The organism is Psychroserpens sp., assembly GCF_047633235.1.
Taxonomy (GTDB): domain Bacteria; phylum Bacteroidota; class Bacteroidia; order Flavobacteriales; family Flavobacteriaceae; genus Psychroserpens.
On record NZ_JBLIET010000007.1, the window covers coordinates 1 to 25,501 of the forward strand.

A 25,501-nucleotide genomic window follows, 5' to 3' on the forward strand; every position below is an offset into this window, starting at 1 on the left:
GAGAAGATATATATTAACTTTTAGTCAGCGGACTAAAATGCTGAAGTGGTGGAATTGGTAGACACGTTGGACTTAAAATCCAATGTCCCCTGGGACGTACGGGTTCAAGTCCCGTCTTCAGTACACATGAAAAGTCGAAACGAAAGTTTCGACTTTTCTGGTTTTAAAAAGTTCCCGAATGTTCCGCATTCAAAGGTGCTTTTTAAAACCAAAAAAGGGATCCATTTTGTTGAATCGACTTTTATCAACATTTTGATATAGGACTCGACGCAGTCAATTCAGCCGACTTTTTAAAATTTAATACTTTCTAAATCAAGACGACATATCAATATTCAAAGTATCTTGGTTTCATTTCTCTCTTTTGTTCCATATCATTATAGTAATTTATATATTTGGAAGTAATTAGGTGTCTTCATATTACTATTTTTAATTAATTAATCTAAAGCGTATATAACTTTGAAAGCTAAAAAAGGTATCGATTTTCTTTTATGGGCAAAACTCAAAGACGGAAATATTGAGGCTTTAGGTAAGCTATATGACCTTTATATTGACGATTTATTTAGATATGGTATTCAATTTTGTTCCAATAAAACAGAAGTTATGGATAGTATTCATGATGTATTCCTAAACCTTTATAAGTATAGAAATAAACTGGCAGATACGAATAATGTCAAGTATTACTTACTTCGATCAGTGAAAAATCAAATTCTTAAAAAGGGTAAAGGGAAGTTGCAAATACAAGCTATTGATGATAATAATCTTTTTTTAAAAGATTTTAGTGCTTCTGCGGAAGAAGAGATTATTGTTAATGAGCTTAAAAATGAACGGGCTTATCTATTATCTAAATCAATAAACTTGTTAAGTAAAAAGCAAAGGCAAGGTTTGTTTTTAAGATTTAATGAAGAAAAGGATTACGAAGACATTGCTATAATTATGAATGTCACTGTGCAAACCTCAAGAACTATTATTTATAGGGCGATTAAGTCACTTAGAAACAGCATGTTATTACATATGTTCTTTCTGGTTCATTTTTTTTATTAAAATTCCTCATATTTTTTTGTCTATACCTCCAACATGTTTGACTTACTATAAAAAAGACCTAAAGTCTTTTATATTTTAAATCAATACTTCTTAATACATAGTTTTAGAAATAGATGAAAGATAATTCTTCGCATAAAATGAATTTTGATGAGATCTCTAAAGAAGAGAAAGCTCAATTAAAACAGAAAATTACAAACTCAGTTTATACCTATATGCAAAAAAAACGTCGTATTAAGTATGCGATGAGTTTTGCAGCAGCATCAATAGTACTATTGTTTTCAGTGGGTGTTTTTAATTATATGACACCAGATGTTTCGCCAATAGAGGCTTTTGTTAATACTATGAAAGACCGAGGTTCATCAAATAAAGTGAAACTGATTTTAAGTGATGCAAAGGATGTGGAAATATCAGAAAATGACTCAGCTATAACGTACTCTAACAATGGACAAACGGTGTCCATAGGGAACTTAAAGTCTATAAGTCAAGAGCTTTCAAAACAAAAAAAAGCGGTCTATAATACGCTCATTGTTCCTTATGGTAAGCGTTCGGAAGTTGTATTATCCGATGGCAGTAAAGTATGGCTAAATTCTGGTTCAAAATTAATATTCCCTGCCATATTTTCAAACGATAAAAGAGAAGTATATCTGGAGGGTGAAGCCATTTTTGAAGTGACTCATAATGAGAAAAAATCATTTATAGTTAAATCAAAAAACCAGGATATTGAAGTATTAGGTACAATATTTAATGTGAGTAATTATTCTGATGACGACTCTATATTCACAGTGCTTAAAAGTGGAAGTGTTCAAATACATTATAAGAATGACAACCTGATTTCTTCTAAAAAGCATTTAAAAATAGCTCCAAATACGTTAGCTACTTATAACAAAAAGGCTAAACGTATCGACACAAGTACGGTCAATGTCGAAACTTATTTTTCATGGCGAGATGGTGTTTTTGTTTTTAAAAATGATGCTTTAAAAACTATAATGAAAAAACTATCAAGGTATTATAATGTAGATATTATTATCAATGATGAAAATTTATCTAACCAAATGTTTTCAGGATATTTAGACGTAAACGAAGATTTAGATCATGTTTTGAAAATCATTAATCAGGCTGAAACGTCTCCGTTTACATATAAAATGATAGATAACAATCAGCTAATCATTAATTAATAAAACGCTCTAATATGAAACAAAATAAATTGTAATAAAAAACTAGAAGATGCGCGAACACCTTCTAGCTTAAAAAATTAACATAACTGCATTTAACAGCAATATTAACCACTAAAACAAAATTATGAATAAATATGAGAATCTTTACGTTTTTAAAAGTGTAAAGTCTTTAAGATACTATTTGGTAAATATTATGAGAATCTTTCTATTATTAATAACCATTGGTTTAAGTTCTGCTTTTGCAAATACTTCAAATGCTCAGACCAAAATAGATATAAACGTAAACAATGTAACTTTAGAAGAATTATTTAAAGATATACAGAGTAAAAGCGAATTTATATTTTTTTACAAAGATAATGTGTTAAAGTATAACGTGTCTTTAAATCTTAAAAACGCAACACTTAGTACAATTTTAGATACGGCATTAGAAGGTACTAATTTAACTTATAAAGTAGATGAAAGGCAAGTTGTTATTAAGGAGAATATTAATCCTAAAGTACCAGCTGATAAGTCTAAAAGTACTCCGCAGAATAAAATAATTACCGGTAAAGTTGTGGACGATACAGGCATGGCATTGGTAGGGGCAACAGTCATGGTTAAAGGAGCTAATACAGGTGTTATTACAGATTTTGAGGGTAATTATAAATTATCGGTTCCTGGTGATGCAACGACGCTAATCATTTCGTATTTAGGTTTTTTGCCTCAAGAAGTTGAAATAACTGGTACGTCAATAGATGTGCAAATGGTTACAGATAATGCTGCCTTAGATGAAATTATAGTTATTGGCTATGGTACAGAAAAAAAAGCTTTATTGAGCGACGCTGTAACTTCTATTAAATCTAATCAAGTTAAGGATTTACCCGTGTCATCTGTAGATGGTATTCTTCAAGGTCAGGCAGCTGGTGTGCAAGTACAGCAAAATTCGGGAACTCCTGGTGGTGAAATGTCAGTGAGAATTCGTGGTTTGAGTTCCATTAGTGGCTCTAATCAACCACTTTATATTATTGATGGTATTCCTGTGACAACAGGTGATTTTGCACAGATAGGCTATTCGGGTCAAGGCTCAAGTGCACTTTCAGATTTAAACCCAAGTGATATAGAATCTATAAGTATATTAAAAGATGCCTCTGCAACTGCTATTTATGGAGCGAGAGGTTCTAATGGTATTGTATTAATAACAACCAAACGTGGTAAGCAGCAAAAATCTGTGGTAAGTGTTAACGTCTATTCTGGGATGCAACGTGCTTGGAATAAGTTAGATATGTTGAACGCAAGGGAATGGATGGATTATAGAAACGACCTTACTAATAGTACTGTTTTTACCGAAGAACAAATGAATAATATCACAATCGATACCAATTGGCAAGATGTTATTTTTAGAACAGCTCCAATAAGTAGCTATGAAGTGTCTGCAAGAGGAGGATCTGAAAAAACACAGTTTTTTGCGAGCGGAACGTTTTTTAAACAAGAAGGTATTTTGATTGGTACCGATTACGAAAGAATGAGTACTCGGTTAAATTTGGATCATCAATTATCTGACAAGGTTAAAATTGGAGCAAGTATAGGTTTAACCTACGCTAAAACGAATCGCGTTGAAGGCGATCAAACGCTGCAAGGACCGTTGCCAAATGGTATTTCGACTCCTGCAATTTTCCCGGTTTTTAATGAAGATGGGTCTTACAATCAAGACGGTCCTTATTCTAATGCAGTGTCGATAGCAAATGAAACTATCAATGAAAATTTTTCATATAGAACTAATTCTAATGTTTATTTGGAGTGGGATATTATAGAGGATCTAAGTTTTACCTCAAAATGGGGAGTAGATTTCTTGAATTTTAGAGAACATGCTTATGAATCTACTAAAACTGTTCAAGGTGCGAAATTCAATGGTTTAGGATTTGAAACCTACTCTAATATTTCTAATATCGTTTCTAATAACTTATTGAATTACAAAAAGAAATTCAACAAACACAAGATTGATGCATTGGTAGGTTACACCTTTGAAAAATACCAATTTAGGTCGTCCTTTATTAGAGGTCAGGATTTTGCAGATGACGATTTAGAGTATATCAACTCTGCAGCAACAATAGTTTCAGCTAGTGCAAGTGCTTCAGACGAAGGGATACGTTCGTATTTAGGTCGTTTAAATTATAATTTTGACGATAAGTATATCGCGTCAATTACAGGTCGTTTTGATACGTCTTCAAAATTTGGATCCAATAACCAAACTGGATTTTTTCCAGCAGCATCTGTGGCATGGCGCGTTTCCGAAGAAAACTTTTTAAAGAATCAAAAAACCATTTCAGATCTTAAAGTGAGAGTGAGTTATGGTATTACAGGTAATGATGATATTAGTCCGTTTTTATTCTCAGAACTCTACGGAAATGGATCTTACGGTGGGCAACCAGCAATTTTCCCAAGTAATATTCCTAACCCAGACTTAAAATGGGAAAGCACAACGCAACTCAATATTGGGCTTAACGTAGGGTTATTTAATGATCGTATAACACTTACTGCAGATTACTACAACAAGCAAACCAACGATTTATTACTGAGAAGACCATTGCCTTCTAGTTCTGGTTTTTCATCAATTACCGAAAATGTAGGGAAAGTTGAAAATAAAGGAATTGAGATCTCTTTAGAAACACAAAATTTTATTGGGGATAATTTTACTTGGAATACACAGTTCAATATTTCTGGTAACCGTAATGAGGTTTTAGAATTGTATAACGGACAACCAATAGATGATATTGGACGCGGTGGAAACAGAATTATGGAAGGTCAGCCTATTGGGATTTTCTACAGCTATGAATCTTTAGGAGTGGATCCATCAACGGGTGATATTGTGTATGCAGATACTAATTTTGACGGACAAATAACATCGGCAGATAGAACGATTGTAGGGAATCCGCATCCTGATTTTATATTCGGTTTAACAAATAATTTTACTTATAAAGGGATTGATTTAACCGTCTTTTTACAAGGGTCTTATGGTAACGATGTATTCAATGGTTCTAGATTGTTCTTAGAATCCTTGCAAGGCGGAGATAATCAATTGACAGCAGTAACAAGACGTTGGCAACAACCTGGAGATATTACAGATATCCCTAGAGCAACCACAGATCCAATTGCATCTGCACAAAATAAACGTGTATCGTCTCGATTTATAGAAGATGGTTCTTACATGAGGGTTAAAAACGTAACATTAGGTTACACAATCGGTAACAATACGCTCGAGAAAACAATGTTTTCTAGTGTGCGTGTGTATGTGAGTGCACAAAACTTACTCACGTTTACAAAGTACACAGGCTTGGATCCAGAAGTGAATTATAGAGGTGACGATAATTCTGTTATTGGTACAGACTTTTTTACATATCCACAAGCGCAAACGATCACCTTAGGTGCTAATTTAAAATTTTAAAAAGATGAAGAAGATAATTTTTATAATGGTCATATTATGCACGGCATTATCGTGCGACGTTTTAGATGTAGAACCTCAAAATTCTATTTCTGCGGAAGAAGCGTTTAAGACGAAAGAAGATATTGACAAAGGTATCTTGGGCGCTTATGCATCGTTTCAGAGTTTAAGTTACTACGGAAGAACGTTTGGATTGTTTTCAGATTTGGCTGCAGATAATCTATCGCATCCTCTCGCTGCAACAGCAAGCTCTTATGCAGAAGTTAATAACAACAATATCTTGCCAGAAAATGGGTCTGTAGATGGTATTTGGAGTTTAGCGTATGACGGAATTAATGTCGCTAATAATGTCATTGATAAAGTGCCAACCATTGCAGATATGACAGAACAAGAAAGAAATGAAGCCTTAGCAGAATTGTATTTTATTAGAGCTTTAAATCATTTTAATCTGTTAAACTATTTTGGAGGTGTTCCTATTAAGGTGGTACCCACTGTGGGCGTTACAAATTTAGATGCGCCTCGAAATTCAGTTGAAGAGGTGTACAGCCAAATCATAAACGATTTAAACTTCGCTGTAGAATTTCTTCCTGTGTCAGGAGTAAAAATTAGAGCCTCTAATGCTGCTGCTAAGGGATTGTTAGCAAAAGTATATTTGTACAAACAAGATTATGCCTTAGCGATTGAATTGGCTTCAGATGTGATCACAAATGGCGGATATACATTGCCGCCAAATTATAGTGATGTATTTGCAGATGACGAATCTTCAGAATCTATTTTCGAAATTGCATTTACGCAATTGGAAAGAAACCGTATTGCAGAGTATAATTTTCCGCAGTCATTAAATGGACGACGTGAAGTAGAACCTTCACAAGATTTATTGGATGCTTATGGGGCTGACGACGAAAGATTTGATGGCAGTATTGCTTTTGAAGGTGATAAAGCCTATGCCATTAAATACGATGATTTAAGTCTTGGAGCTGATAATTATATCATTTTGAGATTAGCAGATCTATATCTTATTAGAGCCGAAGCTGAAGCTAGTTTGGCTGCGCCAAACGTAGTATCGGTTCAATTTGATATCAACCAAATTAGAGGGCGAGCAGGCTTGCAACCAACCATGGAATCATCTATTCCGCAATTAATCAGAATTATTGAAGACGAAAGACGACTAGAATTTGCGTTTGAAGGCCAACGTTGGTTTGATTTAGTAAGAACAGATCGTGCCATAGTCCTGTTGCCAAATGTCAATAGCCCTAATCAAACGCTTTTCCCAATTCCTTTAGATGAAATACAAACTAACAACAGTCCAGGAATGGTTCAAAATCCAGGATACTAAAAATAAATATCATGATTAAAACACATCTTATGAATACTAAATTTTTCAGTTATATTTTTATAGCGATTTTGTCTTTCACATTTTTCACATGTGAAGAAGATGAGGTATTACCACCACAATCTCAAGCAGAATTTACTGCAAGTGCAACTCAAGTTGCTGTTGGTGAAGAGATTCAGTTTATTAATAATTCTGAAAACGCTACTGCTTATGCATGGAGTTTTGGAGACGGTACAACGTCAAATCAAGTCTCACCAAGAAAAACATATGCAACGAGTAATGTCTTTTTAGTGAGTTTGGTTTCTACCGGTTCTGGAGGGTCCACAATTTCTAACTTAGAAGTTACGGTAACTCCATCAAGTTCGTTTTTCGTAGAAAACGAAGAAGATCTTATGGCGACGATTCCAGTTCAGTTTGTCAATACATCTGTAGGTGCAAACACGTATTCTTGGGAATTTGGAGATGCAGATAACTCGACATCAACACAGGAAAGTCCAATGTTTACTTATGCAACTGCAGGAACATTTACGGTAAGTTTAACCGCAAGTAGTGCTTTTGGTTCACAAACATTTACAAAAGAGGTCATTATCGGTGAAGCACCCGAAGCGCCAGCTAATTTATATTACATGGCCATAGGTGACGAGTATGTGAGAAAACTAATTTTAGACGGGACAGGAGCTGTAAGCGATGTTTATAACGCTGTTGGTAAAGGTGGTGTTGGTATGGCTTATGACGACGTTAATGAGAAATTATATTTTAGTGATTTTGATACGTATCCCTTCGGGAATATCTGGAGAATGAACCTGGACGGAACAGGAATTGAAGCAATTGCAACAAATATTGGTGATCCTTATGCGATTGCTCTAGATGTTGACGGAAACAAAGTTTACTGGGTTGATGATGATGGAAATGTATCAAAAGCAAATTTAGATGGTTCTAATCCAGAGATAGGATTTTTCTCAGTGTCTGGTGTGAATTGGAGAGCGATTTCTTTAGATGTTGAAAATGGTAAAATGTACGTTTATGATGTTAATATTGAAGAGGTGTATGAAGTGAATTTAGACGGTACAAACCCTAATGTTATTATTACAGGAAATTATGGATACGCACTTTTGGTGGATACTGTAAATGACAAAATTTATTTTGACGACCAAAATGATGATTTACTAAAAGTTGCTAATCTTGATGGTACTAATATTCAAACTATTGATGCCGAAGGGACTCGGATTTACGGGATGCAAATAGATCATGAAGCTGGCAAATTATATTGGTCTGGTCGTGACTCGGGAGAATTATACAGTGCTAATTTAGATGGTACAGACAGACAAGTGTTAAGAACAGGAATAGCAAGCCCAAGGGGAATTGCTTTAATAAAATAAACGTTTAGAACAATGAAGAATTTAATTTATATAATTGCGATATTGTTAACGGTTGGAATGTTTCAGTCGTGTTCCGATGATGATTTTACAGTGCCACCAGCCAGTACAGTGCCCGAATTTGCTTTTGTAATAGATAATGATGAGTTTGCGCCAGCAACCGTTACGTTTACAAACAATTCTATTGTGCCAGGTAATGTAGGTACTGCCACGTATTACTGGAATTTTGGTGATGGAGAATCCACCTCAGAAGAAAACCCAACTTATTTATATACTGAGTCAGGGGCTTACTCCGTGAATTTGGTAGTGACAACATCTGAGTCTCTAGAAATAAATGAGATCACAAAAACAGTGGTTATTAAAGACCCTAATGCAACAGGAGTCCCTATTTATTTTACTGATGGCGCACAAGTGTATCAAGGACTTATAAATACGCAAGCACCAATTTTTACAACGGTAAATGGAGTCGTAGCACAATCGTCCTACGGGATGGTAATTGATAATGTAAATAGCAAACTTTATATTAGTGATTATGGTGCAGATAAGATTTACAGATCTAATTTAGATGGTAGCAATTTTGAGGATTTTAGAACAGGTGTTGATCAACCTAATGGGATGACTATTGATTATGAAGAAAATCAAATTTACTGGGATACCAGCTCAGGAATTCAACGAGGAAATATTGATGATAGCGATGTGAGTCAAGTCGAAGATTTTGTGACTGGACAATCTAATGATCCAGACGGACTTTCTATAGATTTAGTAAATAGAAAGCTCTATTGGGTGAACTATAATGGAGGCGTTTGGGTAAAGAATTTAGATGGTACTGGCGAATCTGAATTGATCCCAGTTATTGAAGGAGGAAGTATCTTGGTTATTGGTGATCGAATCTTTTACGATGAGTATGTCGCTTCTGGAGATGTACGATTAAAATCTGCAGATTTAGACGGGACTAATATTTCTACAATTGCAGTGAATATTGGAAGAGTGGTCTATGGCATAGGTTATGATGCCAATGAGAATAAAATTTATTGGGGAGATCGCAGCACAGATGTGATGATGAGAGCAAATTTAGACGGTTCTAGTCCAGAAGCGTGGTTTACACATTCAGCCGATACTAGAGGGATTGTTATCGGTGAATTAGAATAGTATGATATTGAGAAGGTTAGTTATATTTAGTTTGTTTTTTGGGCTTGCATTTCAAAGTTCGGCTCAAAATTTTGACATAAAAGGAAAACTATTTATTATAGGTGGTGGTTCAAGACCAGCATCTATGATAGATCGTATGGTTAAAGAATCGGGAATTGATAAGGAAGGTTACGGAGTTGTTTTGCCAATGTCAAGTTCAGAGCCTGATTCTTCGGCCTATTATGCAACTAGTCAATTCTATAGACAAGGTGTTACTAACGTCTATGGTTTAAATTTTGTTAAACTTGAAAAATTAAAAGCTTCAAAGCTAGATTCTATTAGAAATGCAAAATTGATCTATATTTCTGGAGGGGATCAAAATAGATTTATGGATATTGTAGGAGGAACAGACATTGAAAAAGCCATTCACGACGCTTATAAAAATGGGTCTTTAATCGCAGGAACAAGCGCAGGAGCCGCAGTTATGAGCAAAATGATGATTACAGGAAGTGAGTTAAAACACCCAGAATATGCTTCAACTTTTAGATATTTAGAATCTGAAAATATTGAAACTAAAACAGGCTTAGGACTTATAACGACTATTATTGTAGATCAGCATTTTGTAAAACGAAGCAGATACAATCGTTTATTAACTGCTATTATTGAATACCCTGAATTAGTCGGTATTGGTATAGATGAGTCTACAGCAGTTTTAGTAATTGGCAGACAGATGGAAGTCGTCGGCGAATCTCAAGTGATTGTTTTTGAAAATCCAAAACAGTCAAAAAATATAGTTAATGATAAACTTGGTGCTCATGGGGTACTATTGAATATTTACTTGCCAGGTGAAACCTTTATAATAAATTAATATGATGATTTTAAAATTCAATTATAAAAGTGTCGTTCTTCCAGTGTTCTTTTTCCTTTCGCTTTTAGGTTTTTCGCAAAACAATACAGAGGAGAGCAACATTGTGAAAGCGGTAGACAAGCATGCAAAAAGTGCCATTGAACTCATTAAAACAGTAGTCAATATGAATAGTGGTACTATGAATTTTGAAGGGGTTAGAGCTGTAGGAAGCCTTTTTCAAAAGGAACTCGATAAATTGGGTTTTAAAACAGCACTGACTAATGGTGAAGCTTATGGTAGAGCAGGTCATTTAATAGCCACGAGAAAAGGTGAAAAAGGTCCAAAATTTCTTTTAATTGGTCATTTAGATACCGTTTTTGAGTTGGAAAGTCCGTTACAAGAATACACCATGCTTAATGATTCTATAATGAAAGGTCCTGGAGTTGCAGATATGAAAGGTGGTGATGTCATCATCATTTTAGCAATGCAAGCACTCAAAGATGCTGGTGTTTTAGACGACATGTCCATTGAAATAGTAATGACTGGCGACGAAGAAAAAAGTGGAAATCCAATTGAGTTGTCTAAAAAAGATTTGATTGATGCGGCTAAGCGCGCAGATATCGCTTTAGGTTTTGAAAATGGAGATAATAATCCTAAAACAATTGTAGTGTCTCGAAGAGGTTCTGCAGATTGGGAGCTAAAAGTGACAGGTGAACCAGCACATTCCTCTCAAATTTTCACTAAAGATATTGGAGCAGGAGCGATCTATGAATCCTCAAGAATTTTGAATGAATTCTACTTGCAACTCGCAAAAGAAAAAGATTTAACGTTTAATCCAGGGTTTATTATTGGTGGTACAACCTTAAAGCCCGATGCGGATGAAACAGGAGGTCATTCTTTTGGGAAATCTAATGTCGTGGCTCAAGAAACGATTGTGCGAGGAGATTTAAGGGCTGTTTCTTTAGAGCAATTAAAGAAAGCAAAAGCGACAATGAGAAAAATTGTTTCAGGCAACTATCCAAAAACCAATGCTCAACTTGTTTTTGGAGAAGGTGCTTATCCGCCGTTAACCTTAACAGAGGGGAATTTAAAGTTATTGGAATATTTTAATTCTGTAAGCCAGGATTTAGGGTTTGGATCCGTTTCTGCGGTCAATCCTAGAAATGCTGGCGCTGCAGATATTTCGTTTACTTCAGAATATGTAGATATGGCAATGGACGGACTAGGTCTCACAGGAGGAGGTGGAGATCATACAATAAATGAAACAGGAAATTTGAATACGGTGGCAACACAGGCTAAAATTACCGCAGTATTAATGTACCGATTAGTTAATTCCAAATTATAAAAAATGAAAGCTATGAAAAAAATTACACTACTATTATTTTTGAGTATACAAATCAGTTTCGCTCAAAATTATACAGAATACCAAACAGGGAGTACAACAGATGTGTCCACTAATCATGAACAGGGTGTGTGTTTAATGGGAGGAGCATCAGAACAGGAAGATGCTATGATTTGGTTTTTAAACAAAGCAAATGGCGGGGATGTTGTAGTCTTGAGAGCATCAGGAAGTGATGGTTATAACAACTATTTTTATACCGATTTGGGTGTTACCATTAATTCTGTGACGACATTTGTAATAGATAATGCCACTGGTGCTATAGATCCTTACGTACTGCAAAGAGTGGCAAATGCAGAGGCCATTTGGTTTGCAGGAGGCGATCAATACGATTATGTGAGCTATTTTAAAGATAATGCTATGGAAGATGCACTTAATTATTTCGTTAATACCAAACAAGGTGTTATTGGCGGTACAAGTGCTGGGTTAGCAATTTTAGGAGGTCATTATTTTTCTGCTCAGTACGGCACACTCACTAATGCAGTAGCTTTAAGCAATCCTTATCATCCAAGAGTGACAATAGGGCATGACGATTTTTTAGATATTCCTTATTTAAATAATGTCATCACAGATTCTCATTACGATGATCCAGATAGAAGAGCAAGACATAGTGTAATGTTAGCTAGAATTACAAAAGATAATTCAACACGTTCTTTCGGTATAGCTTGTAATGAATACACAGCAGTTTGTGTTGGTGCAGATGGTCAAGCTTATGTATATGGAGAATATCCAGCTTATGATGAGTTTGCTTATTTTTTGCAATCTAATTGTACTCCAGATTTTGAACCAGAAACTTGTGTTTCAGGATCTCCATTAACATGGAACAGAAATAGTGAAGCCATTAAAGTTTATAAAGTTCCGGGAACTGAGAGTGGTGTTAATTATTTCGATTTATCAGATTGGGAAACAGGAAGTGGAGGCGAATGGAGAAATTGGTCTATCGATAATGGTGTTTTTACTTCTGCAGCAGGGACTAATCCAATGTGTAGCTCATTATCAGTAGAAGACTATAACTTTGCAAAAATAGAAGTATTTCCAAATCCTTTTTTAGATCAGATACAAATAAGTTCTCAAGCCGACTTAATAGACCTAAAGCTTTATGATTGTTTGGGGAAAATGATACCTATTAAAGTAAATGACAATACTACAATTGACACCTCTTTTCTTAGTTTTGGAGTGTATTTTTTAAAAATAAAAACAGGTACAAAGGTTCAAACTCTTAAGATCGTTAAAAGGTAGATATCTTGTTCTTTGAAAGTTTAAGTGGCAGTATTCTGTGATGACAAATATATTTGTACTGCTCTTTGAATTCCTTTAACCCTATTTATTTCAAATAAAAAAGAGCCTGATGAAAATCAGGCTTTTTTTTTATATTTACTTAATGACCTAGTCATTATCATTAGTAACTTCTTCTACAGCTTCCTTTGCGGCTTCGCCAGCTTCTTTTGTTTCTTCAACAGCAGTATCAATAGCTTTTCCAGCTTTCTCTAATGCACCTTCAGCTGCATCAGCAGCATCTTCAGCTGTGTTTTCTACTGCATCAGCAGCATCTTCTGCACCTTCTTTAGTTTCTCTGCACGATGTAACAGACACGACAAGTGCCAATACTAATGCGATGTTTAAAATCAATTTTTTCATTTTAATAGTTTTAGTGTTAATTGTTGTTACTAGTCAAAATTAATTATGCAGTTAAAATTTTAACGTTTATAAATAGGGATAATCTTCAACCAATGGACTATATACGTATGTAATCCATAATTTGGACTACTGCACCTTTGCTTTCTTTTATGAATTCTAGATTTTTATTTCCTAAAGAATCACGCTTTGCATTAGAAGTTATGAGTGTGTTCAATGTTTGATGTAAATCCTTATCATTGGTTATCGAAATGACACCTGCGTCTTTTATCATCGCAAACGCTTCTGGGAATTTTTTATAATTTTTACCAATAATTACAGGGATACCAAAAGTTGAAGGTTCTAGTATATTATGTAAACCGGTTTTACCCATAGCTCCTCCTACATAAGCAATATCTGCATAACTATAAATTTTAGAGAGTAGTCCAATAGTATCAATAATCAAAACATTAAAATCTTCTAAATTTTTACTGTTTTTTTTAGAGAATAGAATCGTAGAAGCGGATAATTTTGAACTAATAGAATTGATATGATGAGTATTCACTTCATGCGGTGCTATAATGAATTTTAAATTTTTTGTAGCAGTTTTATTTATATAAGGAATTAGTAGCGCTTCATCGGCTTCCCATGAACTTCCTATAACGATACAAGTGCTGTTGCTTTTAAATTCTGAAATAAAATCAAGCTGATTATTTTGTTCTAATTGATTTGAAACCCGATCATATCTTGTGTCTCCAGATACTGTTACAGCAGTATAGCTAATATTATTAAGCAATATTTTAGAGTTGTTATCTTGTACGAAAATATGCTCAAAAGTAAATAATGCTTTGCGCAGCCTATTTCCGTAGAACTTAAAATACGACTGATTTTTTCTGAAAAGTGCGGAAATCAAAATCGTTCGTCTATTTTGATTTTTTAGCTCAAAAAGTAGATTTGCCCAAATATCATATTTCACGAAAACTGTAAACTCTGGATGTATAAGATCTATAAATCGTTTTGCATTAAATTTTGTGTCTATTGGAAGATAAACAACCACATCTGCAACTGTAGTATTTTTTCTAATTTCATATCCTGATGGTGAGAAAAAACTCAGTATTATTTTATGAAGAGGATACTGGTCTCTTAATTTTTCAAAAACAGGGAGTCCTTGCTCATATTCGCCTAAGGATGAACAATGAAACCAAATCGTGCTATCATTTTTATCAATATATTTCTTAAGAATATCGAAGGTTTGCTTACGACCATCAACACCTAATTTAATTTTGGAATTAAAGAGTGCGAGAATCTTCAGAATTAATGAAAGTAGATATATGCCTAAATTGTACAAAACTTAATTTCTATTGTTCCTGCTAAAATACTGTTCTTTAAAATAAATTCATTGCTTAATGTCAATGAATTTCGTAATTTCGTTAGATATGAAAAAAATTCAAATGGTTGACCTTAAAGGTCAATATAGCAAAATAAAGGAAGAGGTAGATAACTCTGTTTTAGAGGTTTTGGATTCTACAGCGTACATTAATGGACCTAAAGTTCATGAGTTTCAGAAAAATTTAGAATCCTATTTAGGCGTAAAACATGTGATTCCTTGTGCAAACGGAACTGATGCGTTGCAAATAGCAATGATGGGTTTAGGTCTTAAGCCAGGAGATGAAGTTATTACTGCAGACTTTACATTTGCAGCTACCGTTGAGGTCATTGCACTTTTGCAGTTAACTCCAGTTTTGGTAGATGTAGATCCTGTGAGTTTCAATATCGATATTGAGGCTATTAAAAACGCAATTACACCTAAAACAAAAGCCATTGTACCAGTACATTTATTTGGTATGTGTGCCAATATGGAAGCTATAATGCAAATTGCAAGCGACCATAATTTGTTTATTATTGAAGATAATGCCCAAGCTATTGGTGCAACAGACACATATAAAAATGGAACAAAAACTAAAGCCGGTGTCATAGGTCATGTAGCATCTACATCATTTTTTCCATCTAAAAATTTAGGATGTTATGGTGATGGAGGCGCAATTTTCACTAACGATGATAAACTAGCGCATATAATAAGAGGTATCGTTAACCATGGTATGTACGAACGCTATCATCATGATGTTGTAGGTGTTAATTCTAGGCTCGATTCTGTACAAGCTGCTGTTTTAGATATTAAATTAAAGCGATTAGATAGTTATAATAGTGCGAGACAAAATGCCGCAAGAGCTTATAATAAGGCCTTCGAAGGACAAGCAAAGATAATAACGCCAACAGGTAATAATGGCTGTTCTGGTATTTGTGACACTTGTGATTGTCATGTATTTCATCAATATACCTTACGATTATTAAATAGTGATCGAGATGCTTTAGTAAAGCACTTAAATGATAATGGTGTCCCTTGTGGAGTCTATTACCCAATTCCTTTACATCGTCAAAAAGCGTATCTAGATGAACGCTATAATGAAGCCGATTTTAAAGTCACCAATCAATTGGTCAAAGAGGTCATATCGTTGCCTATGCATACCGAACTGGATGATGAACAGATTAAGTTTATAACGTCAACTGTTATAAGTTTTATTAACACTTAATATGAGAAAAATTCTTGTTACTGGAGGACTTGGTTTTATAGGTTCTCATACAGTTGTTGAGCTTCAAAACAATGGTTTTGAGGTCGTAATAATTGATGATTTATCAAATTCTTCGGAAAGCGTTCTTGACGGGATTATAGGCATTACTCATAAAAAGCCAACGTTTGAGAACTTAGATTTAAAGGAAAAAGCTTCCGTGGAAAATTTCTTTAAGACGCATAACGATATTTCTGGTGTCATTCATTTTGCGGCAAGTAAAGCGGTTGGTGAAAGTGTTGAGAACCCCTTGCTTTATTACGAAAATAATTTGCATACACTTATTTACATGCTCAAAGACGTTCTTGGTTTACAGGAATCAAACTTTATTTTCAGTTCTTCATGTACAGTTTACGGTCAAGCAGATAAAATGCCTATTACAGAAAATGCTCCTATAAAACTAGCAGAATCTCCTTATGGCAACACCAAGCAAATTGGTGAAGAAATCATCACAGATACGTGTAAAGTCAATCTGAATTTAAATGCTATTGCATTGCGTTATTTTAATCCTATAGGAGCACATTCAAGTGCTCTAATAGGAGAATTACCAATGGGAATACCTCAAAATTTAGTACCCTATATTACACAAACTGGATTTGGATTGCGAGAGTGTTTATCTGTTTTTGGAAATGATTATCCAACGCCAGATGGAACATGTGTTAGAGACTATATTCACGTAGTAGATTTAGCGAAAGCTCATGTTGTAGCTTTACAACGTTTGCTGGACAAAAAAAATGACTCAAATTTTGAAACTTTCAATGTAGGAACAGGAGTAGGTAGTTCTGTATTAGAGGTCATCACTGCTTTTGAAGGCGTTTCTAATAAATCGCTTAATTATAAATTTGCTCCAAGACGCGAAGGTGATGTGATTTCTGCTTATGCAGATACTACAAAAGCGAATAATGTTTTAGGCTGGAAGGCTAAATCCTCTCTTGAAGACGCTATAGATTCTGCTTGGAAATGGGAACAAAAAATTAGAAATTTATAAACGGTATGTAGTGAGATGAGTTGATAACTTATTATCTAGCTACTGATAATTTTAGTAACTGGATAATCCAATGTTAGTACTGCGTAAATTGTAAATATAACTGATGCTTGTGTATTCTTTTATGTTGAATGCGAAAAAGTGTTTGGCGCTGGATTGTTACCAATATTTTTTTTGCAAAGTGCCACAATAATAAATCCCTTATAATTAGATATGGACAATTAACTAGATCAAATCTAGGAATGGGTTTATAGTAGATATTAGTGCATTAGAATGAAATCCTACAAAAAACAATTCTACAATGTAACTAGCGATTTTCGTAATCAAAGAATAGAAAATCTATAATAGTGAATTGTAGATCTCGTAATAATCATCCCTCGTAATTATAGATTTGATAATGTTTAATACTTTTCTTTAAATGTTTTGCATTTAACAAATTGATAAACAATGATTTAACATTATAAATTTGGTATTTGCAGTAGGTCTTTGTTTCTTTACAGCCAATGTAAATGAAATCCAATGAAACTGATAAGCATTAAAAGAGAAACAAGAGCTGAACTTAGGTTCACAAAAAAAATGGGAGAATTGACAACTAATGTGACTTATATTAAGAAACAATTCTTGAGTATTCCTTACAAAACGATTCACAAATATCGTCAGACTTACTATGGCAAAATCAAAGATTGTGAAAATATAAGTTTAGCAAAATAGCAAAAAAACCTCTTCATCTTTGAAGAGGTTTTTTTATGCTATTTTTTTCTTTTTATTATTGAATATTGTGGTGAATAGTAGAGCGAGCATTCCAAAGGTTACCGACATATCCGCAACATTGAAAATACCAGTTCGTAAAGTATCATTTATATATAAATAAAAGAAATCTGTTACAGATCCATATACTATTCTATCATAAACATTTGCAATTCCTCCCCCAGCGATACAAGCTAATGCTATTAGACTAAGTTTGTCTAAAGCTTTATTTGTAATAATATAATAGACTAAATAGCCTAATACAGCTATGGGTAAAATTAAAAGGAATATTAATTTTAAAGTAGGATTCATATCACTCCCCATGCCTAAAAAGGCACCAGTATTTTCGACATTCATCATTTGAAAAAAATCACCAATAACATGTATACGTTCATTTGGATCAATAGTATCTCTTACAATAATTTTTGAAATTTGGTCAATAGCTATATTGAAAATAATGAGCAGAATGACACCTACATTTCTAGATAATTTCATGTATTTATTTTTATTATTTTTGGGATCAAATGATGTTCGCTAATAATCATTTTTTTAGAGTGATAGCACTCTTAACATCAGTAGTTCATAAAAAACTAAGCATTAGATTCTAAAGTAGCTGACGCAGTTTTTGCGTCTCTGTGAATTTTTTTAACTAATCCTTGCAAGACTTTTCCCGGGCCAACTTCAGTAAAATGAGATGCGCCATCCGTAATCATTTGTTGTACAGATTGTGTCCAACGTACGGGAGCGGTTAATTGTAATATTAAATTGGCCTTAATTTCATTTTCATCAGTAATCGCAGAAGCGGTCACGTTTTGATATATTGGACAGTTAGGCTTACTAAATGTTGTATTCTCAATTGCAGCAGCTAATTCTTCTCTCGCTGGCTCCATTAATGGCGAATGAAATGCACCTCCAACAGGAAGTACTAAAGCACGACGTGCACCTGCGTCTTTCAAAGCTTCACAGGCTTTATTAATGGCTTCGACGTCTCCAGAGATCACTAATTGTCCGGGGCAATTATAATTCGCAGCTACAACGATACCCTCTGTGTCAGCGCAAATATTTTCTACGATATCATCAGCCAGCCCCAAAACAGCTGCCATAGTACTTGGTTGCAATTCGCAAGCTTTTTGCATCGCTTGGGCACGTTGAGAAACGAGTTTCAAACCGTCTTCAAAAGTTAATGCGCCAGCAGCAACCAATGCAGAAAATTCACCTAAAGAGTGACCAGCAACCATATCTGGTTTAAAACTGTCGCCTAAAGTTTTGGCCAATATAACAGAGTGTAAAAAGATAGCAGGTTGTGTGACCTTTGTTTCTTTTAAGTCTTCTGCAGAACCTTCAAACATGATGTCTGTGATGTGGAAACCTAAAATATCATTAGCTTTTTCAAATAACTCCTGTGCTAACGGTGAGTTTTCGTATAAATCAAGTCCCATTCCTGAGAACTGAGCACCTTGACCTGGAAATATATATGCGTTCATTGTAAACAAATTTAAGCGACAAAAATAGGAATAATTTTTTTACTGAAAATGGTCTATTTCCGTGGAAAAATTAAACACATGCAGCTTCTGCACATCTTTCACCATCCATAGCAGCAGAAACGATTCCACCAGCATAACCACCGCCTTCTCCACAAGGAAAAAGATTGGCTATTTCGGGATGGGCTAAATTGTCATTTCTTGGAATATTCACTGGTGATGACGTTCTAGATTCTACACCTATTATATTGGCTTCTGAAGTATAATAGCCGTGCATTTTTTCTCCGAACGCTTTAAAACCCTTACGAAGAGAACTACCAATCAATTTTGGTAATAAGGAGTGCATAGGAGCAGACTTTAATCCTGGTTGATATGATGTAGGATTTAAATCAGTAGATAGTTTACCTTCTACGAAGTCTGTAAGTCGCTGTGCAGGAGCTGTTTGTGTTCTTCCTCCAGATGTAAATGCCAAACGCTCTAAGTCTTTTTGGTACTCTAAACCTTTGAGAGCTCCATGACGCTCATATTTATAAAGGTCTTTGTCTGCGTTTATTTCCACTACGATTCCCGAATTAGCGAAGGCATTATTTCGTTTTGAAGGAGACATACCGTTAACTACGACTTCACCGTCTGTGGTTGCTGCAGGCACTATAAATCCGCCAGGACACATGCAAAAGGAATAGACACCTCTGTCGTTAACTTGATTTACCAGGCTATAAGATGCAGCGGGTAACAACGCATCGCGATCTTCTCCTTTGCAATGGTATTGAATTCCATCAATGATTTGTTGTGGATGCTCTACTCGAACTCCCATTGCGAATGATTTTGCTTGTAACTGAATATTTTTTTCATTCAGTAAATAATAAATATCACGAGCAGAATGTCCAGTTGCTAAAATTATCTTTTCAACATCTAACTCATTCCCATTGTGAAGAATTATAGATTTAATTTGGTTGTCTTTAATATTGAAATCTATCACACGTGTTTCGAAGTGTATTTCACCACCAAATTTTAAAATAGTTTCACGAATGTTCGTAACCACTTTTGGAAGCTTATTTGTTCCGATGTGTGGATGTGCGTCAATCAAAATTTGATCTGTAGCACCATGAAAAACAAGACTTTCAAATATTTTTCTTACATCACCACGCTTGAGACTTCTCGTATACAATTTTCCGTCGCTATACGTGCCAGCACCACCTTCTCCAAAACAATAGTTAGAGTCGTCGTTGACGATATGATCTTGATTTATGGCTTTTATATCTCGTCGTCTGTCTTGTACATTTTTTCCGCGTTCTAAAACAATGGGTTTAAATCCAAGCTCTATACACCGCAAAGCGGCCCACATTCCTGCAGGACCAAAACCAATAATGTGGATGGGTTTTCCTTCGGAAACATCTTTGTAATCAAAATTATGAGCTGAAGTTTCAGGCATTGGCTCATTACTATATACTTCAATTTTATAATTAAACATGATGCGGGACTTACGTGCATCAATTGATTTTCTTAGAATTTTAATTCCAGAAATTTCTGAAGATTTTACACCCAAATCATGAGCTGCTTTATTAAGCAGTCCATCTGGTTTTCCTTCTTCATGTAAATTAATTCGTAATTGTAAGGATGATATCATGCTGCAAAATTAGTAATTAATAAAATAAAAAACACTGTAGTTGATTTTAATAGATGAGGTGTTTTTTAGTTTATTAATAATCTCACTCTTCCAAACTAATAATTTTAACTATTAAATTTGAATAAAAGGTTGAACTAAAATTAATAGTTTTGAAGTGTTTTTGCTACGGAAATATCTTCTGCTAAAGATTTGTTTAAGAGTATATCCATTATGTCTAACCTAATCTTTCTTTGGAACTAATTAAATGGTTCTCTCATAAGTTAAAAAAGTAAAAGAAAACTCATGCTTTTCATCCTTAAGATGTTCTTTTCTGTTCGTTTCCTTCCAAATGGATGCATCAATCTCAGGGAAAAAGGTGTCAGCACCTCCAAACTTGTGATGTACACGAGTGATTTCTATTTTATGAGCAAAACCCATTGCTTGTTTATAGATTTCTCCTCCACCAATAATGAATGGCTGCTTGTCTTTGCGAGCAGCATCAATAGCATCGTCCATATTATTGACAACAATAACACCATCTGGTACCATATAATGGTCTTGACGAGTGACAACAATGTGCGTGCGATTAGGGAGTGGTTTAGGGAAACTTTCAAACGTTTTGCGCCCCATTATAATACAATGCCCATTTGTTAAAGATTTAAATCGCTTTAGGTCATCACTTAAATGCCAAATTAAATCATTGTCTTTACCAATAGCATTGTCTTCATCGGCAGCTACAATGATCGTGAACTCAGATCTTTTTTTTTGAGTTAAAGCACTTTTGTTTACAGTATCATCAAAAGCTAGAGACTTTGCAATTTCAGTTTCTTCTTTTAAGAATTCTTGTTTTAATTTCTCTATACGTTCTTGCTGTTTCGCTACGAGTGTATTTCGTTGTTGTTCTACCCAGTCCTTACCCATAAATTTATGAGTTATAAATACGTTCACAAAATGGTATATAAAAAAGGCTAGCCATATAATTATGGTAATTACAAACCAGTTGAGTCCAGCAATGGTAAAATCCTTACCAATGCCTAAAATAGTATTTGCTAAGATTAAAAATACAGCTCCAATTAAAAAAACAACGAAATGAACATAAACGCGTTGCTTTTGTTTGATGCGTTTTTCAGCATATTTAATTAAAGCCAATTGCTCTTGATCTATTTGAGGTATGGTTTTCTTTTTTCCGAACATAGCTAACAAAATTTCTAAATGTAAAGTTACTCGTTTTTAGCGTAAAGAAAAAGCACTTTCTTTCTATGATTAAGAAATAAAATAGGTCTCTAAAATCAGATAATAATTTCCTGTTAATTTTGAATTCTTTGATGTTTAGATCGTTTTTCCATAGCAAAACGAATTGGAAGCATATGCGGTACAATTGTTGGTTTCATCTGGCATTCCTGGTTTGGTCATATCTGTTGTAAATTCTGCAATTCGTATGGTTTCTTGTTCTAACTTTGGATGTGGAGCTCTAGCCATGATATTTCCTATTTTTCCATGTTCTTTAATTTTGAAAAGCACTGTAATTCTTACTTCCTTTACTTCTGGCTCACAGTAGCCTGCCATTCTGGTATTGAATTTATTTAAAACAAAGGATGAGATTTTATCATTCCCACATTTTTTTGAGCATATCATTCGAGAGTTGTTCATCACATCCGTCATACACAGGCACTCTTTCTATGAGATTAAAAGATACTATTTTAATTTTTTCATCTTGCTCGACTAATGTTATCAGTTCTTGAGGTTCAATTGTTTTTTTTGAACGTAAGACACAGTGAAAATAAGTGTGAAAAGTATTTTCAAAGTATTATTTTAAACAGCGACAGCACCTTTAATGTGTGGATGCGGATTATAATTCTCCAGCGTAAAATCTTCAAATTTAAAATCGAAAATATCAGTTACTTCAGGATTGAGCGTCATTGTAGGTAACGGTCTAATTTCTCTAGATAATTGCAATTCTAACTGCTCAAAGTGATTGCTGTAAATATGAGCATCACCAAAGGTGTGAATAAATTCCCCAGCTTCATAACCACAAACTTGGGCCATCATCATAGTAAACAAGGCATAAGAACCAATATTAAAAGGTACGCCTAGAAAGATATCTGCGCTACGTTGATATAACTGGCAGGATAATTTTCCGTCAGCAACATAAAATTGAAAAAACGCATGACAGGGTGGTAAGGCTGCTTTACCATTGGCTACATTTTCATCAAATGATTTTGATGTATCTGGCATTACTGATGGATTCCACGCAGATACCATCATACGACGACTATTAGGGTTGTTTTTAAGTGTTTGTATAACCTCTTTTATTTGATCAATATCATCATTGTTCCAATTGCGCCATTGGTGGCCATATACGGGGCCTAAATCACCATTTTTATCGGCCCAAGAATTCCAGATTTTAACACCATTTTCGGTTAAATAATTAATATTTGTATCCCCTTTTAAGAACCAAAGTAATTCATAAATGATAGATTTTAAGTGTAATTTTTTTGTAGTTACCATGGGGAAACCTTCACTCAAATCAAATCGCATTTGATAACCAAAGACACTTTTAGTTCCTGTTCCTGTGCGATCTCCTTTTTCGTTTCCTTGTTCTAAAACGTGTTTTACTAAGTCGTGATATTGTTTCATGTTCACTTTCCGCGAAAGCGGAAATCTCTTTAAATTAAACTTCAATTAATCATTATAGGACACTTTGACTTATTTTATAAGCTATTTTTAATCAAATATTTTGATATCAATACTGCTAAATGTGACAAGTAATTAAATGTGATTACGAATTTAAATAAAAAGAAGAGTTTTCTTTGAAAGGACCAGGATATAAATATTAAAAGTTATTAACGTTAAGAGCAGATGTCATTGCATAAAAAACGCTCATTGTAATTCTTTGTCATGAGCGTTTTTAATATTTTGTTATTGTTTCTTTAGTCAGAGACTTCTGCCTTTGCAGGAGTGGATTACCCGATGATCATCCCAGCAATCGTGGCAGAAATTAATGACGCCAAAGTTCCTCCAATTAAAGCTTTCATTCCAAATTTTGAGAGTTGCTTACGCTGTCCTGGAGCTAAAGAGCCAATACCTCCAATTTGAATACCAATAGACGCAAAATTCGCAAAACCACAAAGCATGTAGGTTGCCATTATTATCGATTTTTCGTATTTTAAGTGTGTTGCATTAGCGGCATTTTTAAGATCTGCTAATTGAATATATCCAATAAATTCACTAGCTGCTAATTTAATACCCAATAGTTGCCCCATAAGCGCCATGTCTTCGGTAGCAATACCAATGAGCCACATCAAAGGAGCAAAAATGTAACCCAATATAAACTCTAATGATAATGAATCGTAAGGCGTGTTTTGGGCAATGATTTCATTTAAGGACGTAAAGTGCCAGTTCACACTTAACGCTTCTATTGTGAATCCATCAAAACTTGCAATTCCACCTAGAATACCATTCGCCATGGCAATAAATGCTACAAAAACCAAAAGCATAGCTCCTACATTAACAGCAAGTCTTAAACCTTCGGTGGTTCCATTGGCAATAGCTTCTAATATGTTTGAACCAATTTTTTCTTGAGAGACATTAACGTCTGTATTGATGTCTTCAGTTTGTGGGAATAATATTTTAGAAATCACGATAGCTCCTGGCGCTGCCATAACAGAAGCTGCTAGTAAGTGTTTTGCATAGAATAATTGTAAAGCTTCATCTTCTCCACCAAGAAACCCAATATATGCAGCAAGAACAGCACCAGCGACAGTCGCCATTCCTCCAATCATGACTAAAAGGATTTCAGACTTATTCATTTTTTCTAGATAGGCCTTAATCAATAAAGGTGCTTCGGTTTGCCCTAAGAAAATATTACCTGCAACACTTAAACTTTCTGCTCCAGAAATCCCTAAAACCTTAGAAAGCAACCACCCCATACCTTTCACGACTTTTTGAATTAATCCTAAGTAAAACAGGACAGAGGTTAGTGCCGAAAAGAATATGATTGTTGGAAGTACTTGAAATGCGAAAATAAACCCGAAGGAATTAACATCTAGCATTCCTCCAAATAAAAACTCACTTCCAGCTTGTGTAAATCCAAGAATAGCTATAAATCCTTTTCCTATGATTTCAAATGCCGATTTGATAAAATCTACTTTTAAAACACCAACAGCAATTATTAATTGAAATATTAAGCCTAATCCAACTGTTTTCCAGTTGATACCTTTGCGATTACTACTAAATAAAAACGCGATACATAATAAGGTTAGCATCCCTAGAACTCCTCGCCACAAACTATTAAAAGAGAAGCCTTGGCTGGGAACGATACTGCCAGTAACATCTTCGTTAGTTGGAGCTATTGCAGTAGCTTCTGAAGCTGTTTTAAAACTAAAACTCTTCAATTTATTAGAGAATATTAGTGTGGAGTCTGTTAATTCTGAAATTTTATAACGCTCAATTTTTTCTGAGGGAATATCGTAGTAGAGCACTAATAGGTTATTCTGAAACATATAGTTTCCAGAAAAATCTCCTATCGTGTCAATTGCTTCTATGGCATAGTCGAATTCACCATCTTTTAATTGAAATTCATCTGATGCTTGAATGTCGTACAACGAAACTCCAGAATCATTTTTTACAGTTTCAAATTGCCATTTTTTTTCTAATTCTTGTCCGAAAGTCAATGTAATTCCAAAAAAAATAGCCGCAATAGCTAGTAGAAAATGTCTCATAAA

At 34.5% G+C, this 25,501-nt stretch carries 20 protein-coding genes and 1 tRNA gene; 12 read left to right on the top strand and 9 right to left on the bottom strand.

Translation table 11 applies throughout. From position 1 onward, the window contains the following. Positions 1-39: 39 nt before the first annotated feature. The 10 genes from ACJAZK_RS03465 to ACJAZK_RS03510 all read left to right on the top strand — a co-directional run bounded on the left by ACJAZK_RS03465 (position 40) and on the right by ACJAZK_RS03510 (position 12,956). Positions 40-123, top strand: a tRNA-Leu gene (locus ACJAZK_RS03465). 333 nt (positions 124-456) lie between these two features. After that, entirely contained in the window at positions 457-1,041 is a 585-nt protein-coding gene (locus tag ACJAZK_RS03470) for an RNA polymerase sigma factor (RefSeq protein WP_415222631.1), read from the top strand. A 113-nt stretch (positions 1,042-1,154) separates the two neighbouring features. Next, complete coding sequence (locus ACJAZK_RS03475; RefSeq protein ID WP_415222632.1) at positions 1,155-2,216, top strand: FecR family protein; 1,062 nt, start codon at positions 1,155-1,157, stop codon at positions 2,214-2,216. Positions 2,217-2,409: 193 nt separating this feature from the next. Continuing rightward, positions 2,410-5,637 carry a TonB-dependent receptor gene (locus tag ACJAZK_RS03480; RefSeq protein WP_415222633.1) on the top strand — a complete coding sequence of 1,076 codons (3,228 nt, stop codon included), beginning with the start codon at positions 2,410-2,412 and terminating at the stop codon, positions 5,635-5,637. 4 nt (positions 5,638-5,641) lie between these two features. Beyond that, on the top strand, positions 5,642-6,970 hold the full coding sequence (locus ACJAZK_RS03485; RefSeq protein WP_415222634.1) for a RagB/SusD family nutrient uptake outer membrane protein: 1,329 nt from the start codon (positions 5,642-5,644) through the stop codon (positions 6,968-6,970). Positions 6,971-6,999: 29 nt separating this feature from the next. Continuing rightward, positions 7,000-8,346 (top strand): PKD domain-containing protein, encoded by a 1,347-nt coding sequence (locus tag ACJAZK_RS03490; protein ID WP_415222635.1) that lies wholly within the window; start codon positions 7,000-7,002, stop codon positions 8,344-8,346. Positions 8,347-8,358: 12 nt separating this feature from the next. After that, complete coding sequence (locus ACJAZK_RS03495; RefSeq protein ID WP_415222636.1) at positions 8,359-9,492, top strand: PKD domain-containing protein; 1,134 nt, start codon at positions 8,359-8,361, stop codon at positions 9,490-9,492. 1 nt (position 9,493) lies between these two features. Further along, on the top strand, positions 9,494-10,339 hold the full coding sequence (locus tag ACJAZK_RS03500) for a cyanophycinase (RefSeq protein ID WP_415222637.1): 846 nt from the start codon (positions 9,494-9,496) through the stop codon (positions 10,337-10,339). Between the two features lies 1 nt (position 10,340). Beyond that, positions 10,341-11,663 carry a M20/M25/M40 family metallo-hydrolase gene (locus ACJAZK_RS03505; RefSeq protein WP_415222638.1) on the top strand — a complete coding sequence of 441 codons (1,323 nt, stop codon included), beginning with the start codon at positions 10,341-10,343 and terminating at the stop codon, positions 11,661-11,663. Between the two features lie 12 nt (positions 11,664-11,675). Next, positions 11,676-12,956 carry a T9SS type A sorting domain-containing protein gene (locus ACJAZK_RS03510; RefSeq protein WP_415222639.1) on the top strand — a complete coding sequence of 427 codons (1,281 nt, stop codon included), beginning with the start codon at positions 11,676-11,678 and terminating at the stop codon, positions 12,954-12,956. Positions 12,957-13,103: 147 nt separating this feature from the next. On the opposite strand, the gene ACJAZK_RS03515 is transcribed toward ACJAZK_RS03510, so the two are convergent. Together ACJAZK_RS03515 and ACJAZK_RS03520 are read right to left on the bottom strand one after the other, a co-directional pair. Beyond that, positions 13,104-13,355 carry a hypothetical protein gene (locus ACJAZK_RS03515; protein WP_415222640.1) on the bottom strand — a complete coding sequence of 84 codons (252 nt, stop codon included), beginning with the start codon at positions 13,353-13,355 and terminating at the stop codon, positions 13,104-13,106. A 97-nt stretch (positions 13,356-13,452) separates the two neighbouring features. Next, positions 13,453-14,679 (bottom strand): 3-deoxy-D-manno-octulosonic acid transferase, encoded by a 1,227-nt coding sequence (locus ACJAZK_RS03520; RefSeq protein ID WP_415222641.1) that lies wholly within the window; start codon positions 14,677-14,679, stop codon positions 13,453-13,455. An 88-nt stretch (positions 14,680-14,767) separates the two neighbouring features. Here ACJAZK_RS03520 and ACJAZK_RS03525 point away from each other — a divergent pair, with 88 nt between their 5' ends. After that, on the top strand, positions 14,768-15,922 hold the full coding sequence (locus ACJAZK_RS03525) for a DegT/DnrJ/EryC1/StrS family aminotransferase (RefSeq protein WP_415222642.1): 1,155 nt from the start codon (positions 14,768-14,770) through the stop codon (positions 15,920-15,922). 1 nt (position 15,923) lies between these two features. Then, positions 15,924-16,946: a UDP-glucose 4-epimerase GalE gene (galE, locus tag ACJAZK_RS03530; protein ID WP_415222643.1), complete on the top strand. Its 1,023-nt coding sequence runs from the start codon at positions 15,924-15,926 to the stop codon at positions 16,944-16,946. A 741-nt stretch (positions 16,947-17,687) separates the two neighbouring features. On the opposite strand, the gene lspA is transcribed toward galE, so the two are convergent. From lspA to ACJAZK_RS03565, 7 genes are all read right to left on the bottom strand, one after another. Continuing rightward, complete coding sequence (gene lspA, locus ACJAZK_RS03535) at positions 17,688-18,185, bottom strand: signal peptidase II (protein ID WP_415222644.1); 498 nt, start codon at positions 18,183-18,185, stop codon at positions 17,688-17,690. 95 nt (positions 18,186-18,280) lie between these two features. After that, complete coding sequence (fabD, locus tag ACJAZK_RS03540; protein WP_415222645.1) at positions 18,281-19,174, bottom strand: ACP S-malonyltransferase; 894 nt, start codon at positions 19,172-19,174, stop codon at positions 18,281-18,283. A 70-nt stretch (positions 19,175-19,244) separates the two neighbouring features. Further along, positions 19,245-20,798, bottom strand: a complete 1,554-nt coding sequence (locus ACJAZK_RS03545) for an NAD(P)/FAD-dependent oxidoreductase (RefSeq protein ID WP_415222646.1) — start codon at positions 20,796-20,798, stop codon at positions 19,245-19,247. A gap of 240 nt (positions 20,799-21,038) precedes the next feature. Then, positions 21,039-21,971 (bottom strand): dihydrofolate reductase, encoded by a 933-nt coding sequence (locus ACJAZK_RS03550; protein ID WP_415222647.1) that lies wholly within the window; start codon positions 21,969-21,971, stop codon positions 21,039-21,041. A gap of 135 nt (positions 21,972-22,106) precedes the next feature. Further along, positions 22,107-22,412 carry a hypothetical protein gene (locus tag ACJAZK_RS03555; RefSeq protein WP_415222648.1) on the bottom strand — a complete coding sequence of 102 codons (306 nt, stop codon included), beginning with the start codon at positions 22,410-22,412 and terminating at the stop codon, positions 22,107-22,109. A 177-nt stretch (positions 22,413-22,589) separates the two neighbouring features. Beyond that, the gene (locus tag ACJAZK_RS03560; protein WP_415222649.1) at positions 22,590-23,414 is read right to left on the bottom strand and encodes a thymidylate synthase; all 825 of its coding nucleotides are present in this window, start codon (positions 23,412-23,414) and stop codon (positions 22,590-22,592) included. A gap of 326 nt (positions 23,415-23,740) precedes the next feature. Beyond that, the gene (locus tag ACJAZK_RS03565) at positions 23,741-25,498 is read right to left on the bottom strand and encodes a nucleoside transporter C-terminal domain-containing protein (RefSeq protein ID WP_415222650.1); all 1,758 of its coding nucleotides are present in this window, start codon (positions 25,496-25,498) and stop codon (positions 23,741-23,743) included. Between the last annotated feature and the right edge of the window lie 3 nt (positions 25,499-25,501).

Coding starts and splice junctions, on each gene's coding strand:
- ACJAZK_RS03475 (WP_415222632.1), top strand. CDS start 1,155: ATGAAAGATAATTCTTCGCATAAAATGAATTTTGATGAGATCTCTAAA.
- ACJAZK_RS03480 (WP_415222633.1), top strand. CDS start 2,410: ATGAGAATCTTTCTATTATTAATAACCATTGGTTTAAGTTCTGCTTTT.
- ACJAZK_RS03485 (WP_415222634.1), top strand. CDS start 5,642: ATGAAGAAGATAATTTTTATAATGGTCATATTATGCACGGCATTATCG.
- ACJAZK_RS03490 (WP_415222635.1), top strand. CDS start 7,000: ATGAATACTAAATTTTTCAGTTATATTTTTATAGCGATTTTGTCTTTC.
- ACJAZK_RS03495 (WP_415222636.1), top strand. CDS start 8,359: ATGAAGAATTTAATTTATATAATTGCGATATTGTTAACGGTTGGAATG.
- ACJAZK_RS03500 (WP_415222637.1), top strand. CDS start 9,494: ATGATATTGAGAAGGTTAGTTATATTTAGTTTGTTTTTTGGGCTTGCA.
- ACJAZK_RS03505 (WP_415222638.1), top strand. CDS start 10,341: ATGATGATTTTAAAATTCAATTATAAAAGTGTCGTTCTTCCAGTGTTC.
- ACJAZK_RS03510 (WP_415222639.1), top strand. CDS start 11,676: ATGAAAAAAATTACACTACTATTATTTTTGAGTATACAAATCAGTTTC.
- ACJAZK_RS03515 (WP_415222640.1), bottom strand. CDS start 13,355: ATGAAAAAATTGATTTTAAACATCGCATTAGTATTGGCACTTGTCGTG.
- ACJAZK_RS03525 (WP_415222642.1), top strand. CDS start 14,768: ATGAAAAAAATTCAAATGGTTGACCTTAAAGGTCAATATAGCAAAATA.
- galE (WP_415222643.1), top strand. CDS start 15,924: ATGAGAAAAATTCTTGTTACTGGAGGACTTGGTTTTATAGGTTCTCAT.
- lspA (WP_415222644.1), bottom strand. CDS start 18,185: ATGAAATTATCTAGAAATGTAGGTGTCATTCTGCTCATTATTTTCAAT.
- fabD (WP_415222645.1), bottom strand. CDS start 19,174: ATGAACGCATATATATTTCCAGGTCAAGGTGCTCAGTTCTCAGGAATG.
- ACJAZK_RS03545 (WP_415222646.1), bottom strand. CDS start 20,798: ATGATATCATCCTTACAATTACGAATTAATTTACATGAAGAAGGAAAA.
- ACJAZK_RS03550 (WP_415222647.1), bottom strand. CDS start 21,971: ATGTTCGGAAAAAAGAAAACCATACCTCAAATAGATCAAGAGCAATTG.
- ACJAZK_RS03555 (WP_415222648.1), bottom strand. CDS start 22,412: ATGATATGCTCAAAAAAATGTGGGAATGATAAAATCTCATCCTTTGTT.
- ACJAZK_RS03560 (WP_415222649.1), bottom strand. CDS start 23,414: ATGAAACAATATCACGACTTAGTAAAACACGTTTTAGAACAAGGAAAC.
- ACJAZK_RS03565 (WP_415222650.1), bottom strand. CDS start 25,498: ATGAGACATTTTCTACTAGCTATTGCGGCTATTTTTTTTGGAATTACA.